Raw genomic sequence first — 16,689 nt, forward strand, 5'->3', positions numbered from 1 at the left:
TTATGAGAAAAGAAGAAAAACAAGAAGTTGTTTCTGCTTTAACCGAGAAGATGAAAGAATATGGTAATTTTTATATTACCGATACTTCTAGCTTAACGGTTGCAAAAATCAATAATATTCGCCGTAAATGTTTTGAGAAAGAAATAGGGATGCAAGTTGTAAAAAACACGCTTATCAAAAAAGCTTTAGAGCAATTAGATGGCGATGTGTCTCCTTTATTTGAAATTCTTAAAGGTTCATCTTCAATTATGTTTTCAACTAATGCTAACGCTCCGGCTAAGCTGATTAAAGAGTTGAGAAAAGGAAAAGAAGAAAAACCAGTTTTAAAAGCAGCTTATGTAGATTCAGCTGTGTTTATAGGCGATAACCAATTAGAAGCGTTAGTAAATCTTAAATCAAGAGAAGAACTTATTGGCGAAATCATTGGATTATTACAATCTCCAGCTAAAAATGTTATTTCAGCATTGCAGTCTGGCGGAAACAAATTGGCAGGTATTGTCAAAACTTTACAAGAAAGAGAAGGTTAATTCAAACACCTTAAGTTTGATAGTAAATTATTTGTAAAAAATTTAAAAATAAATATAATGGCGGATTTAAAATCGTTTGCTGAACAATTAGTAAACTTAACTGTTAAAGAAGTTAATGAGTTAGCTCAAATCTTAAAAGATGAGTATGGTATCGAACCAGCTGCTGCTGCAGCTGCTGTTGCTGGTCCTGCTGCTGGTGGCGAAGTTGCTGCTCCAGAAGAAAAAACATCTTTTGACGTAATCTTAAAAGAAGCTGGTGGTTCTAAACTAGCAGTAGTAAAATTAGTAAAAGACCTAACTGGTCTTGGACTAAAAGAAGCTAAAGATTTAGTTGATGGTGCACCAAAAGAATTAAAAGCTGGTGTTACTAAAGACGAAGCAGAAGCTTTAAAGAAACAGCTTGAAGAAGCTGGAGCTGTTGTTGAGATTAAGTAATTTATTACCCTCAATAAAAAAATAGCCATAAACTCCTTCGCTAAAATGCGAAAGGAGTTTACGGCTTTTGGTGTATATCACCAATGCAATACTGAATATAGATTCAGTTTTTTAATCGAATTTTCGGTTTAACTAAAATTTAAGACCCTTGGCAAACAAAAGCAATCAAAGGATTAACTTTGCTCAAAGTAAGCATGTGTTAGATTATCCTGATTTTCTGGATGTACAAATCCAATCGTTCAAGGAATTCTTTCAGCTAGAAACAACTTCAGATAACCGTCATACAGAAGGTTTATTTCAGGTTTTTGCTGAAAACTTCCCGATTTCTGATTCAAGAAACATTTTTGTTCTCGAATTTCTGGATTACTTTATCGATCCACCTCGCTATGACATCCAAGAATGTATTGAGCGTGGTTTAACTTACAGTGTACCTTTAAAAGCAAAACTTCGCTTATCATGTAATGATGAGGAGCATGAGGATTTTGAAACTATCGTACAGGATGTTTATTTAGGAACTATTCCTTATATGACTCCCAAAGGTACTTTCGTTATCAATGGTGCAGAGCGTGTTATTGTTTCTCAGTTACACAGATCACCAGGTGTATTCTTCGGCGTAAGTCGTCATACAAACGGTAGTAAGCTTTATTCTGCTCGTGTAATTCCTTTTAAAGGTTCATGGATAGAATTTGCAACTGACGTTAATAACGTGATGTACGCTTATATCGATCGTAAGAAAAAGTTCCCAGTAACTACATTGTTAAGAGCAATTGGTTATGATTCTGATAAAGATATTCTTGAGTTATTTGACCTAGCTGATGAAGTTAAGGTTAGCAAATCAGGATTAAAAAAATATATTGGTCGTAAACTAGCCGCCAGAGTTTTAAAAACTTGGGTAGAAGATTTTGTTGATGAGGATACAGGAGAAGTTGTTTCTATCCCTCGTAATGAAATTATACTTGAGCGTGAAACCATTTTAGAAGATGATCATATTGATATGATTGTTGATGCGGGAGTAAAATCCTTAATCCTTTCTAAAGAAGATGGCAACACTGGTGATTATACTATCATTTACAATACGTTGCAAAAAGATACTTCCAATTCTGCAAAAGAAGCGGTAGAACATATATATAGACAATTACGTAACGCCGAACCACCTGATGAGGAAACTGCTCGTGGTATCATAGATCGTTTATTCTTTTCAGATAAACGTTATGATTTAGGAGATGTAGGTCGTTATAGAATCAATCGTAAATTAAAAATGGATACTCCTGTTGAAACTAAGGTTTTAACTAAGTTAGACATTATTGCGATTGTTAAATATTTGATCAAGTTAATTAACTCAAAAGAAGATGTTGATGATATTGATCACTTGTCAAACAGAAGGGTAAGAACTGTAGGCGAGCAATTGTACGCTCAGTTTGGTGTTGGTTTAGCTCGTATGGCTAGAACGATCCGTGAACGTATGAATATTCGTGACAACGAGGTATTTACACCAACAGATTTAATTAATGCCCGTACTTTATCTTCTGTAATTAATTCTTTCTTCGGAACTAATCAGTTATCTCAATTCATGGATCAAACAAATCCATTAGCAGAGATTACACACAAACGTCGTTTGTCAGCTTTAGGTCCAGGTGGTTTATCAAGAGAAAGAGCTGGTTTTGAGGTTCGAGATGTTCACTATACTCACTACGGTAGGTTGTGTACTATTGAAACTCCAGAGGGACCAAATATTGGTTTAATTTCTTCTCTTTGTGTTCATGCGAAGATTAATAACTTAGGTTTTATCGAAACTCCTTACCGTAAAGTAAATGATGGTGTGGTAGTAGTAGATCAGCCGGTTACTTATTTATCTGCTGAGGATGAAGACGGAATGACCATTGCACAAGCAAATGCTCAATATAGCGATAAGGGTGTTTTTGAAGATGACAAAGTTAAAGCAAGATATGAAGGTGACTTCCCTGTAATCGATCCTGAAAAGTTAGATTATATTGATATTGCTCCAAACCAAATTACTTCAATTGCAGCTTCTTTAATTCCTTTCTTAGAACATGATGATGCGAATAGAGCCTTAATGGGTTCTAACATGCAACGTCAGGCTGTTCCTTTGTTACGTCCACAAGCTCCAATTGTTGGAACTGGATTAGAAGGAAGAGTTGCTCGAGATTCTAGAACATTAATCAATGCAGAAGGAAACGGTGTTGTTGAGTATGTTGATGCTAATAAAATTACTATCAAATACGAAAGAAATGATGATGACAGATTAGTTTCGTTTGATGGCGAGTCAAGGAGTTATAACTTAATTAAGTTTAAGAAAACTAACCAAAGTACTTGTATCAATTTAAAACCTATCGTTAAGAAAGGTCAAAAAGTTGAAAAAGGACAAGTTCTTTGTGAAGGTTATGCCACGCAAGATGGAGAATTAGCATTAGGTATCAACTTAAAAGTAGCATTCATGCCATGGCAAGGATACAACTTTGAGGATGCGATTGTAATCTCAGAAAGAGTAGTTTCTCAAGATATTTTCACTTCACTTCATATTGAAGAATTTGAATTAGAAGTTAGAGATACAAAAAGAGGAGAAGAAGAATTAACACCAGATATTCCTAACGTTTCTGAGGAAGCTACTAAAGATTTGGATGAGCATGGAATTATCCGTGTTGGTGCAGATGTTCAAGAAGGTGATATCTTAATTGGTAAGATTACTCCAAAAGGAGAATCAGATCCATCTCCAGAAGAAAAATTACTAAGAGCAATTTTTGGTGATAAAGCGGGAGACGTTAAAGATGCTTCATTGAAAACTCCACCATCCATTAAAGGTGTTGTTATCGATACAAAACTATTCTCCAGAGCTAAGAAAACTTCTAAAGCAGAAGAGAAAGCGTTAATTGAAAAATTAGATGCTAAACATGAAAAAGCTGTAAGAGAGCTTAGAGAAAGTTTAGTTGATAAAATGTTTACGATTGTTAACGGTAAAACATCTCAAGGTGTTTATAATGTGTACAAAGAACTATTAATTGCTAAAGGTGTAAAATTCACCCAGAAGATATTAATGGAATTAGATTATAATCACATCAACCCAACAAAATGGACTACTGATGATGATAAAAATGATTTGATTAAAATCTTGTTACACAATTTCGGTATCAAAACTAATGAAGAATTAGGAGCATACAGAAGAGATAAGTTTGCGATAAGTGTTGGTGATGAATTACCATCAGGTATTGTTCAAATGGCTAAAGTTTATGTTGCTAAAAAACGTAAATTAAAAGTTGGTGATAAAATGGCTGGGCGTCATGGAAATAAAGGTATTGTTGCTCGTATCGTAAGAGACGAAGATATGCCTTTCTTATCAGATGGAACTCCAGTTGATATTGTTCTTAACCCATTAGGTGTGCCGTCTCGTATGAACTTAGGACAGATTTACGAAACTGTTTTAGGTTGGGCCGGTAAAGAATTAGGGTTAAAATTTGCAACTCCGATTTTTGATGGTGCATCTCATGATGAGGTTGAAGCATATGTGAAACAAGCTGGTGTACCAGAATCTGGAAGAACATATTTATACAACGGATTAACAGGTGAGCGTTTTGATCAACATACTACTGTAGGTATTATTTATATGCTGAAATTAGGTCACATGGTTGATGATAAAATGCATGCTCGTTCTATCGGACCGTACTCATTAATTACTCAACAGCCATTAGGTGGTAAAGCACAATTCGGTGGTCAGCGTTTTGGTGAGATGGAGGTTTGGGCATTAGAAGCATTTGGTGCATCAAACATCTTACAAGAAATCTTAACTGTTAAATCTGATGATGTTGTAGGTAGAGCTAAAACTTACGAAGCTATCGTAAAAGGCGAAAACTTACCAACTCCAGGTGTTCCGGAATCATTCAACGTATTGGTTCATGAACTAAGAGGATTAGGATTAGATATTACATTAGACTAGTTTTAAGTTATAAGTTGTAGGTTATAGGTTTTACTTATCACTTACAACTTACAACTTTTAACTTTCAACTTAAAGAAAGAATATGTCTTACAAAAAGGATAGTAAAATAAAAAGTAATTTCACTTCTATTACCATCAGTTTATCTTCTCCAGAAGCAATTTTGGAAAGATCAAGTGGAGAAGTGTTGAAACCAGAAACCATCAATTACAGAACTTATAAGCCTGAACGTGATGGTTTATTCTGTGAAAGAATCTTTGGTCCGGTTAAAGATTACGAATGTCATTGCGGTAAATACAAAAGAATTCGTTACAAAGGAATCGTTTGTGATCGTTGTGGTGTTGAGGTTACTGAGAAAAAAGTACGTCGTGAGCGTATGGGACACATTAACTTGGTAGTTCCGGTTGCGCACATTTGGTATTTTAGATCTTTGCCTAACAAAATTGGTTACCTTTTAGGATTACCAACAAAAAGATTAGATTTAATTATCTATTACGAAAGATATGTAGTAATCCAGTCTGGTATGATGACCGACGAAGGAATTAGTTACATGGATTTCTTAACAGAGGAAGAATACTTAGATATTTTAGATAAGTTGCCTAAAGACAATCAATATCTTGATGATAAAGATCCTAATAAATTCATCGCCAAAATGGGCGCTGAAGCTTTAGAAGATTTATTAAAAAGATTGAATTTAGATCAACAATCTTATGATTTACGTCACCAGGCAGCAAACGAAACTTCACAACAACGTAAAAACGAAGCTTTAAAACGCCTACAAGTTGTTGAGGCTTTCCGTGATGCTAAAACTCGTATAGAGAATAACCCAGAGTGGATGATTGTAAAAATCGTCCCTGTAATTCCACCAGAATTACGTCCGTTAGTTCCTTTAGAAGGTGGTCGTTTTGCAACTTCAGATTTAAATGATCTTTACAGAAGAGTAATTATCCGTAACAATCGTTTAAAACGATTAATGGAAATTAAAGCTCCAGAAGTAATCTTACGTAATGAAAAACGTATGTTACAGGAAGCTGTAGATTCATTATTTGACAACTCACGTAAAGTGAATGCTGTTAAAACTGAAGGTAACAGAGCATTAAAATCTTTATCAGATATATTAAAAGGTAAGCAAGGTCGTTTCCGTCAAAACTTATTAGGTAAGCGTGTGGATTATTCCGGACGTTCTGTAATTGTTGTTGGACCAACTTTGAAATTACACGAATGTGGTTTACCTAAAGATATGGCTGCTGAGCTATTTAAACCGTTTATCATTCGTAAAATGATTGAGCGTGGAGTAGTTAAAACAGTTAAATCTGCTAAGAAAATTGTTGATAGAAAAGATCCATTAGTTTGGGATATTTTGGAGAATGTACTAAAAGGACATCCAATTCTTTTAAACAGAGCGCCAACATTGCACAGATTAGGTATCCAAGCTTTCCAACCAAAATTAATCGAAGGAAAAGCAATTCAATTGCACCCTTTAGTATGTACAGCATTTAACGCCGATTTTGATGGTGACCAGATGGCAGTTCACGTACCACTAGGTAACGCTGCAGTTTTGGAAGCTCAAATCTTGATGTTAGCTTCTCATAATATCTTAAATCCAGCTAACGGAACTCCAGTAACAGTACCATCTCAGGATATGGTTTTGGGTCTTTATTATATGACCAAAGGCCGTAAAACTGAAGAAGGACATATAATTAAAGGAGAAGGACAAACATTTTATTCTTCAGAAGAAGTAAATATAGCTTACAACGAAAAGAGAATTGATTTACATGCTTTTATTAAAGTAAAAGCTCACATCAAAGAAAATGGTGTTTTGGTAGAAAAAATTATCGATACAACTGTTGGAAGAGTATTATTTAATGAAGTAGTACCAAAAGAGGTAGGTTACATTAATGAACTTTTAACTAAAAAATCATTACGTGATATTATTGGTGAGGTTGTAAAAGTAACTGGTATGGCTGGTGCTGCAGATTTCTTGGATGAAATTAAAACATTAGGATTCCAATCAGCATTTAGAGGAGGTTTATCTTTCAATCTGAAAGATTTAAATATCCCTGATGAAAAACATACTTTATTAGAGCAAGCCCGTAAAGAAGTTGATGATGTAATGAATAATTACAACTTGGGTTTCATTACTAATAATGAACGTTATAATCAGATTATTGATATTTGGACACGTATTAACAATAGATTAACTTCTCATGTAATGACGCAGTTAACTAATGATAATCAAGGATTTAACTCAGTTTATATGATGTTGGATTCTGGAGCTCGTGGTTCTAAAGAACAAATTCGTCAGTTATGTGGTATGAGGGGATTGATGGCGAAACCTCAAAAATCTGGTTCAGGTGGAGAGATTATCGAAAATCCAATTCTTTCTAACTTTAAAGAAGGATTATCTGTATTAGAGTATTTTATTTCTACTCACGGTGCTCGTAAAGGTTTAGCCGATACAGCATTAAAAACTGCCGATGCGGGTTATTTAACACGTCGTTTACATGATGTAGCACAAGATATGGTTATTAAACACCATGATTGTGGTACTTTAAGAGGCATGTTTACTACCGCTTTAAAAGACCAAGAGGATATCGTTGAACCATTATATGACAGAATTTTAGGTCGTACTTCATTACATGATGTTTATGATCCTGTTAGTAATGAATTATATGTAAAAGCAGATCAGGATATTACTGAAGAGATTGCTAAAAGAATTGAAGAATCTCCATTAGAAGGTATAGAAATACGTTCTGTATTAACCTGTGAAGCTACCAGAGGAGTTTGTGCATTATGTTATGGACGTAACTTAGCATCTGGAAAGCCAGTTCAAATGGGAGAAGCGGTTGGTGTAATTGCTGCTCAATCTATTGGAGAACCAGGTACACAGTTAACTTTACGTACATTCCACGTGGTGGTACTGCATCTAACATTGCTGCAGAATCTCAAATAAATGCCAAATTTGATGGTATCATTGAATTTGAAAATTTAAGAACTGTTACCAAGACAACAGAAGACGGAGCTACAGAAGTAGTTCTAGGACGTTCTGGTGAATTTAAAATTACTGATGCCAATTCTGGTAGAGTAATCATGACAAATAATATTCCTTATGGTGCTTTCCTTTTTGTAAAAGAGGGAGATAAAGTAACTAAAGGAGATAAGATTTGTTCTTGGGATCCATATAATGCTGTTATTATTTCAGAATTTACAGGTAAGATTGAATTTGAATCTGTAATTGAAGGTGTTACTTTCCGTGAGGAGTCTGATGAGCAAACTGGTCACAGAGAAAAAGTAATTATTGATACAAGAGATAAAACTAAAAACCCGGTTGTTAAAGTTGTTGACAAAAAAGGTGGTTCTATCAGAGAATATAACGTTCCTGTTGGTGCACACGTTTCAGTTGATGAAGGTGATGAGATTAAAATGGGAGAAATTTTAGTTAAGATTCCTCGTACAACTGGAAAAACAAGAGATATTACCGGTGGTTTACCAAGGGTAACAGAATTATTTGAAGCAAGAAATCCTTCTAATCCTGCTGTTGTAACTGAAATTGATGGAGTGGTTACTTTAGGCGGTATCAAACGTGGTAACCGTGAAGCAACTATCGAATCAAGAGATGGACAAATAAAGAAATACTTGGTTCCGCTTTCTAAGCACATTTTGGTACAAGATAATGACTTTGTGAAAGCTGGTATGCCTTTATCTGATGGTGCTATTTCTCCTGGAGATATTCTATCAATTAAAGGTCCTGCTGCTGTACAAGAATACTTAGTTAATGGTATACAAGAAGTTTACCGTTTACAAGGTGTAAAAATCAACGATAAACACTTTGAAACCATCGTTCACCAAATGATGCAGAAAGTATTGATTGAAGATGCAGGCGATACAAGTTTCTTAGAAAAACAAGCTGTTGATAGATTTGATTTCGCAATTGAAAACGATGATATCTACGATAAAATGGTTGTTGAAGACGCAGGTGATTCTACAGTTTTAAAAGAAGGTCAAATTTTATCTGTACGTAAATTACGTGATGAAAATTCTCAGTTAAAACGTAAGGATTTGAAATTAGTTAGTGCAAGAGAAGCAAGAGCAGCTACTGCAAGCCCAATGTTGCAAGGTATAACCAGAGCATCTTTAGGTACTAAATCATTCATTTCTGCCGCATCTTTCCAAGAGACTACTAAAGTATTGAACGAAGCAGCAATTGCTGGTAAACGTGATAATTTATTAGGATTGAAAGAAAACGTTATCGTTGGACACTTAATTCCTTCTGGAACAGGCTTACGTGATTACGAAAGAATCATTGTTGGTTCTCAAGAAGAATACGATAAGTTAATGGCTTCTAAGAAAGAAGAAGAGGAAGAAGTTGAGGCTTAATTTTTAGTCCCGATAGCTATCGGGATGAGTATTGAGACTCTCAAAAATTTAAGACCTGCATTTTTGCAGGTCTTTTTTTGTTATAAAAGTTTTCTGGTATTATGAATATGAAAAACAATTTGTTGGCTTCAAAAGAGGATTTAGCAAATACTAAATGACAAATTATTAAATGGATGCTTCTATTTTGGATTGGTCAGATAGGAGTAACCCTAGGTATTATCTATGCCTATATAATAAAGTAATTTCTTTGTTTATTGCGTTAGGGATAGAAACGGCATCCTTTTTTGCCTATCACCGATAAGCAATTAGCAAAAAAGATACAGTGAATAGCCCGTTAAAACGCCCAAATTATTCTACTATTGAATTTAATAATTATCAATTAATATCTAGTATAATGATTTTATTTAATCTTCATCACTAACGCCACGCCTTACCACAGGCATTCCTAAAATTTTATAAAGGTCATCTAGTTGATTGATGCTGCCATTTACCAGATTACTCAATATAACAATGGTGATGTCACGTTTCATATCTCTCAAAAAAATATGACGGAAACCATGCCACCAACCTGTATGATAAATGATTTGTTCGTTTTTAGCTGAATCTACAAACATTCTCCAACCTAAACCATAACCAAAATAATTGTTTTGTAATTTGCTATGCGGCGTGTAAGCAGAGTTTAAAGTTGTTTTAGTTAATAAAAGACCATCTCTCAAAGCTCTGTCAAACAGAAATAAATCTTCAACAGTAGAGTAAACACCTTTATCACCTGTTGTTCCATCTAAAAAATCTTGACGAACAGATCTGCGCCATATCCTATCGTGACCAACAACATCAACTGGGATTTTCTCATATTTTGCAGTACTGTAAATGGCAGTATTTTTCATGCCGGCAGGTTTAAAAACATTTTCTTTCATGAAGATGTCAAAGTCTTGACCTGTTACCTTTTCTACAATTGCCGCTAATAACATAAAATTGGTGTTATTATAATGAAATTGCCTATTAGGGGGGAAATAAGGTGCAGGTTTATACTCAGCATAAAGCTTAATGACATCCTTATTAGTCATGCCTTTATACTTTTGTTTCCAAATGCCATCCGTAAAATAAACGTAATTATTTAAACCAGATCTATGGCTCAATAACATTTCTATAGTGATGCCTTTATATGGAAATTCGGGATAGAATTGATCAACAGTTTGAGATAACTTTAGCTTTCCTTGTTCCATTAACATCAATACGGCCGTTCCCGTCATTGTTTTTGAAATGGAAGCCAATTGAAAGACAGAACCCATTTTTAATGAATCTCGATGAAGATAATCTGCCCAACCAAAATGACCTTCATAAATTATTTTTCCTTTTTTAGCTACTAATACATTTCCGTTAAAATTTCTTTTTTTGTGGATATCTTCAAAATAATTTTCAATTTTTTTATCAGGTTTAGAAGAATTATAAATCAATAACAAGCTATCACGTTTTGGATCTGTTTTCTTCTCTTCTTCGGCTTTTTGTTTAGAACTACTTGATGAACAAGCGGATAAAAATATAGGTATTGAAAGTAAAAGTAACGGCAATTTTAATTTGATCATTTTTTGTTTTTGATTGTAACGAAGGCGAAAATTATAAATTATATCAAGATTTAATTAAAGGAGTTTTAAACATTATTATAACCTTTTGGTTACGTTACAAAACGGTAAAAAATCTTAATTTAGCAACATCAACAAAATCAAAAAAATGGAATATAGAATAGAGCATGATACTATGGGAGAGGTTAAAGTTCCCGCTGATAAATTTTGGGGAGCGCAAACCGAAAGATCTAGAAATAATTTTAAAATTGGGCCTGAGGCATCTATGCCGAAGGAAATTATCCATGCTTTTGCTTATCTTAAAAAGGCTGCAGCGATGACTAATACAGATTTAGGCGTTTTAACTGCCAATAAAAGAGATTTGATTGCTAAAGCATGTGATGAAATATTGACCGGTAACTTGGATGATCAATTTCCTTTGGTTATTTGGCAAACAGGTTCTGGAACTCAATCAAACATGAATGCTAACGAGGTAATTGCCAATAAAGCACATGTGATGAATGGTGGTGATTTAAGCGATGATAAAAAGGTTTTGCATCCTAATGATGATGTTAATAAATCACAATCATCTAACGATACTTTCCCAACGGCAATGCACATTGCTACTTACAAACAAGTGGTAGAAATTACATTGCCAGGATTGACTTTATTAAGAGATACGCTGGCAAATAAAACTGAAGAATTTGCTGAAATCACAAAAACCGGACGTACCCATTTTATGGATGCTACCCCTTTAACTTTAGGACAAGAATTTTCTGGTTATGCACAACAATTAACTAATTCTATCAGAACTATTAATAATGCTTTAGAGGCAGTTAAAGAATTAGCTTTAGGCGGAACAGCTGTAGGAACGGGATTGAATACGCCAAAAGGTTATGATGTCATGGTAGCCAAATACATTGCAGAGTTAACAGGTTTACCTTTTATAACTGCACCCAATAAATTTGAAGCTTTGGCAGCACATGATGCGATGGTAGAAATGTCTGGAGCGTTAAAAAGAGCAGCGGTTTCTTTGATGAAAATTGCCAACGATATTCGTATGCTAAGCTCAGGCCCAAGATGTGGTATTGGAGAAATCATAATTCCTGATAACGAACCAGGTTCTTCAATTATGCCTGGAAAGGTAAACCCAACTCAACCAGAAGCTTTGACAATGGTTTGTGCGCAAGTGATGGGTAATGATGTTGCGGTTTCTATTGGCGGATCTACAGGGCATTTCGAGTTGAATGTTTTTAAACCAGTTATTGCAGCAAATGTATTGCAATCTGCCCGTTTAATTGGTGATGCTTGCGTTTCATTTAATGATAATTGTGCAAAAGGTATTTTACCTAATCTGCCAGAAATACAAAAGCACTTAGAAAATTCTTTGATGTTGGTAACAGCTTTAAATCCGCATATTGGTTATGAAAATGCAGCAAAAATCGCTAAAAAAGCACATAAAGAAAATAAGACTTTACGTGAAGCAGCAGTAGAATCGGGCTTGCTTACAACAGAACAATTTACAGAATGGGTGAAACCAGAGGAGATGGTTGGATCTTTAAAATAACTGAATTATTAAATTTAAACTTACGAAGTTTTTAAAACTTCGTAAGTTCTTCTATATCATCACATGAAATTTCAACACCTATCTATTTTAGTAATAAGTATTTTATTTTCTTCTTGTTCTCCAAAACCTTTTCAGGAAGCGAAAAAAATACAAGACGAAAAAGTTCAAGAAGTTACTGAGAAATTAGATATTAATTTAGCTCCCGTTTTAATAGATTCATTAGGTAATCCATTAAAAACCAGCTATGTTCCTACCGTAAATTTTGGAACACGAAGACCAGATTTTGTTATCATACATCATACTGCACAAGACTCTTTAGCGCTTACTTTAACTACTTTCACTTTAGAACGTACCCAGGTGAGTGCACATTATGTTATTGGTAGAGATGGGCAAGTTGTGCAAATGTTAAATGACGAATTAAGGGCTTGGCATGCTGGTTTAAGTAAATGGGGTAATAATGTTGATATGAATTCTTGTTCTATAGGAATTGAGTTAGATAATAATGGACTTGAGCCATTTTCTGATATACAGATAAATAGTTTAATGATTTTACTAACGAAATTAAAGACAACTTATAATATCCCAGCTGCTAATTTTATTGGTCATTCTGATATTTCACCAAAAAGGAAGCAAGATCCAAGCATTTTATTTCCGTGGAAAAAGTTAGCTGAGAATGGTTTTGGATTATGGTATAATATTCCAAATTTTCCCCCACCGGCAGATTTTGATGTGGAAGGCGCTTTGCGAAGAATTGGTTATGATACCAATGATTTACCCGCAGCAATCATCGCTTTTAAAAGACATTTTGTTCAGCTAGACTTAAACCCTGTAATGACAGATTGGGACAAATGTGTCTTGTATAACCTTTACAGGAAATATTGATGTAAATAAATTCCAAACTTATCCTAGGATTAATTTTTTGATAGGATTTATGTTGGGGATAGATTTTTCCTTAAATATTCATTTCACCAGGAAGAATTAATAATGTTCTGCTATTTTTCTGTTACCGTTAGCATCTGCAATTTTTAATTTTTAAATTGCTAATCCTCAATATCATTAAAATGAAAAAACAATTACTCACGCTATTTTTAATTGCTAATGTTGCTATATCACAAGCTCAAGAATTAGGTAAACTTACCGTTGATAAAATTATGAGAGATCCAGTTTGGATGGGAACTTCTCCAACAAACATACAATGGAGTGCAGATAGTAAGACTATATACTTTCAATGGAATCCAAAAGGTGAAAGCAAAAGTTCAACGTACTTTATCACAACATCTGATACAGAACCCAAAGAATTGAGTCAAGATGCAGAGAAAGAATTGCCTTCATTTAGAGGCACTTTAAACAAATCAAAGACACAAAAACTTTACGAAAAAAATGGAGATATTTTTTTGTTAGCTATTAAAACAGGAAAATCTAAACAACTTACTAATACTTTAGATAGAGAATCTGGAGTAAATTTTAATAAAGACGAAACTGCAATTGTTTACCAAAGAGGCGATAATTTGTATCAACAATCATTATCTAATGGAGAATTAATACAAATAACCAATTTTGTAAGAAGCAAACCTAAAGGTGAAGCTAAATTAAATGCTCAAGAAAAATGGTTAAAGAACGAGCAACTCAATTTGTTTGACATCCTAAAAAAAGAAAAAAAGGAAGATTCAGAAAACAAATTAGAAGCAAAATTTAATGAAGTTAAACGTCCTAAAGAAATAAATATAGATGACGCTTCTTTAAACGGTTTACAAATTAGCCCAAATGGAGATTACATCACTTATAGACTAATTAAAAGGGCAGAGGCAAAAAACACTATTGTGCCTAATTATGTAGATTCTTCTGGTTTTACAACACCCATTAATGGCCGTACAAAAGTTGGGGCTTCACAATCAACATCGGTTTCTTTCATATACGATATTGATAGAGATACATTAATTAGTATCAAAACCTCATCGCTTGTTGGCATAAAAGATTTACCTGATTACGTAAAGGATTATCCGCAACAACTCGCCGAAAGGCAAAAGAAAAATGCCGACCGTGAAGTGAATATGGGATTGCCAGTTTGGAACGAGAGGGGTACAAAAGCGGTTGTTTCTATTTTTTCTCAAGACAATAAAGACCGTTGGATAATGGAGTTAAACCCGCAAAATGGAAATTTAACTTTATTGGATAGGCAACGAGACGAAGCATGGATTGGAGGCCCAGGAATTGGTGGTTCTTTTGGCGGTGGAAGTCTTGATTGGATTGATAACGAAACTATTTATTTCCAAAGTGAAGCTTCTGGTTATTCACATATTTATACTTTAAATACCAATACAAAAGTTAAAAACCAAATTACCAATGGTAATTACGAGGTACAAACTTTAAATCTTTCTGCTGATAAAAAGTCGTTTTATTTTACGGCAAATATGGAGCACCCTGGGATTACTCATTTTTATAAAATACCTGTTATTGGTGGTGAAGCTGTGAAAATTACATCTATGAAAGGGGGAAATGAAATTTCGCTTTCGCCAGATGAAAAATATTTAGCCATTAGATATAGCTATTCTAACAAACCCTGGGAGCTATATTTACAACCAAACAAAGCAGGAGCAAAAGCTAAACAAATTACTCAATCAACAACTAAAGAATTTGAATCTTACCAGTGGAGAGATCCAGAAATGGTCACTTTTAATAATCGTTACGGGACAAAAGTTTATGCTCGATTATACCAATCAAAAAATGCTGATGCGACAAAACCAGCGGTAATTTTTGTTCATGGAGCGGGTTATTTGCAAAATGTGCACTATCAATGGAGCAGTTATTTTAGAGAATACATGTTCCATAATTTATTAGCAGATAATGGTTATACCGTTTTGGATATTGATTATACTGGAAGCTCAGGTTACGGCAGAGATTTTAGAACTGGAATTTATCGCCACATGGGCGGAAAAGATTTGACCGACCAAGTAGACGGAGCAAAATTATTGGTTGATTCATATGGCGTTAATCCAAAAAAAATTGGGATTTATGGCGGTTCTTATGGTGGCTTCATTACGCTGATGGCGATGTTCACTACTCCTGATGTATTTGCAGCAGGAGCAGGATTACGTTCTGTTACAGATTGGGCGCATTATAATCATGGTTACACTTCTAATATTTTAAACGAACCTTATAATGATGAAAAGTCTTATCAAATCAGTTCGCCAATTAATTTTGCCGATGGTTTAAAAGGACATTTATTAATGTGCCATGGGATGTTAGATTTGAACGTCAATTTTCAGGATATTGTAAGGTTAAGTCAGCGTTTAATAGAGTTGAAAAAAGACAATTGGGAGTTAGCTGCATTTCCAATTGAAGACCATGGGTTTGAAGAACCAACTAGCTGGAGAGACGAATATTCTAGGATTTACAAGCTTTTTGAAGAGAACTTGAATAATTAATAAGTATGATGATTACTCATTTTGAAAGCTTAATTAAAAAAGCTTACACTGCTTTTAATTCAAGAGATATTGACAAAGCACTTTCTACATTTCATTCTGATATACAATGGCCTAAGGCATTTGAAGGCGGTTATGTGATTGGACATAATGATATAAGAGAATATTGGACAAGACAATGGACAGAAATAAATCCGACTGTAAAACCAGTTGGATTTATTGAGAGACCTAACGGAACATTTGAAGTAACTGTTCACCAAATAGTTATGGATTTAAAAGGAAACCAAGTATTTGATGGAATAGTTAAACACATCTATACATTAGAAGACAACTTATTGAGAAGAATGGATATTGAACTTGAATAGATAGAATAAATTAATATTAACGTAAAACCTCAAGGTTTCATTAATCTTCCTTGCTCTTTAAGTACATTCCTGATTTTAATTCTTGTACTAATAAACCTCCCTAAAATTACACCAGCGGCAAAACTGAAAGAAAAAGCCGATAGCATGTCGCCATGTATCCAATGTCCAAAAATCCATCTTCGCGAAAGCGAGAAACTTAAATAAATAACCAAAATGATAATGCCAATGCGGTCCATTTTTGCAATTACTACGCTATCCTCTTCATGCCATTTTATTTTACTGATGCTGCCTACCAAATAACCCAATAAGTTTCCAGAGCCAAAAGCCAAAAATGCTAGCCAAAAATTGATTTTACCAGTTAGTAAATCATATATCATAATGCCCGACATAATCATAAACATTATGATAAAGATGATAAGCCTTCTCTTCAATTTATGGTGAATAAATTTTCTTCTAGCCCATCTTTTCTTTGACCTAAAGCTCATAAT

The 16,689-nt window shown here is 34.2% G+C and carries 9 protein-coding genes and 1 pseudogene; 8 read left to right on the forward strand and 2 right to left on the reverse strand.

From position 1 onward, the window contains the following. Window positions 1–2 precede the first annotated feature (2 nt). The 4 genes and pseudogenes from rplJ to rpoC all read left to right on the forward strand — a co-directional run bounded on the left by rplJ (window position 3) and on the right by rpoC (window position 9,285). Window positions 3–527: a 50S ribosomal protein L10 gene (rplJ, locus tag A5893_RS00800; RefSeq protein WP_068820636.1), complete on the forward strand. Its 525-nt coding sequence runs from the start codon at window positions 3–5 to the stop codon at window positions 525–527. A 57-nt stretch (window positions 528–584) separates the two neighbouring features. Then, on the forward strand, window positions 585–962 hold the full coding sequence (gene rplL / locus A5893_RS00805; RefSeq protein ID WP_068820637.1) for a 50S ribosomal protein L7/L12: 378 nt from the start codon (window positions 585–587) through the stop codon (window positions 960–962). Window positions 963–1,110: 148 nt separating this feature from the next. Beyond that, the gene (gene rpoB, locus A5893_RS00810; RefSeq protein ID WP_068820638.1) at window positions 1,111–4,911 is read left to right on the forward strand and encodes a DNA-directed RNA polymerase subunit beta; all 3,801 of its coding nucleotides are present in this window, start codon (window positions 1,111–1,113) and stop codon (window positions 4,909–4,911) included. Window positions 4,912–4,993: 82 nt separating this feature from the next. Then, window positions 4,994–9,285: pseudogene (rpoC, locus tag A5893_RS00815) on the forward strand (DNA-directed RNA polymerase subunit beta'). Between the two features lie 404 nt (window positions 9,286–9,689). Here rpoC and A5893_RS00820 read toward each other — a convergent pair. Continuing rightward, complete coding sequence (locus A5893_RS00820; protein WP_198342233.1) at window positions 9,690–10,871, reverse strand: serine hydrolase domain-containing protein; 1,182 nt, start codon at window positions 10,869–10,871, stop codon at window positions 9,690–9,692. A 145-nt stretch (window positions 10,872–11,016) separates the two neighbouring features. Between A5893_RS00820 and fumC the strand changes: the two genes are divergently transcribed. The 4 genes from fumC to A5893_RS00840 all read left to right on the forward strand — a co-directional run bounded on the left by fumC (window position 11,017) and on the right by A5893_RS00840 (window position 16,201). Next, complete coding sequence (gene fumC / locus A5893_RS00825; protein WP_068820639.1) at window positions 11,017–12,414, forward strand: class II fumarate hydratase; 1,398 nt, start codon at window positions 11,017–11,019, stop codon at window positions 12,412–12,414. Between the two features lie 63 nt (window positions 12,415–12,477). Then, window positions 12,478–13,296, forward strand: a complete 819-nt coding sequence (locus A5893_RS00830; protein WP_068820640.1) for an N-acetylmuramoyl-L-alanine amidase — start codon at window positions 12,478–12,480, stop codon at window positions 13,294–13,296. 179 nt (window positions 13,297–13,475) lie between these two features. Continuing rightward, window positions 13,476–15,839, forward strand: a complete 2,364-nt coding sequence (locus tag A5893_RS00835; protein WP_068820641.1) for a S9 family peptidase — start codon at window positions 13,476–13,478, stop codon at window positions 15,837–15,839. A gap of 5 nt (window positions 15,840–15,844) precedes the next feature. Further along, a complete protein-coding gene (locus A5893_RS00840) occupies window positions 15,845–16,201 on the forward strand; it encodes a nuclear transport factor 2 family protein (RefSeq protein WP_232456782.1) in 357 nt (118 codons plus the stop codon). A 29-nt stretch (window positions 16,202–16,230) separates the two neighbouring features. Here the strand turns inward: A5893_RS00840 and A5893_RS00845 are convergent, their stop codons facing one another. After that, on the reverse strand, window positions 16,231–16,632 hold the full coding sequence (locus tag A5893_RS00845; RefSeq protein WP_198342234.1) for a hypothetical protein: 402 nt from the start codon (window positions 16,630–16,632) through the stop codon (window positions 16,231–16,233). Window positions 16,633–16,689: the final 57 nt, after the last annotated feature.

Origin of the sequence: Pedobacter psychrophilus (assembly GCF_001652725.1) — a bacterium.
GTDB classification, from domain to species: Bacteria; Bacteroidota; Bacteroidia; order Sphingobacteriales; family Sphingobacteriaceae; genus Pseudopedobacter; species Pseudopedobacter psychrophilus.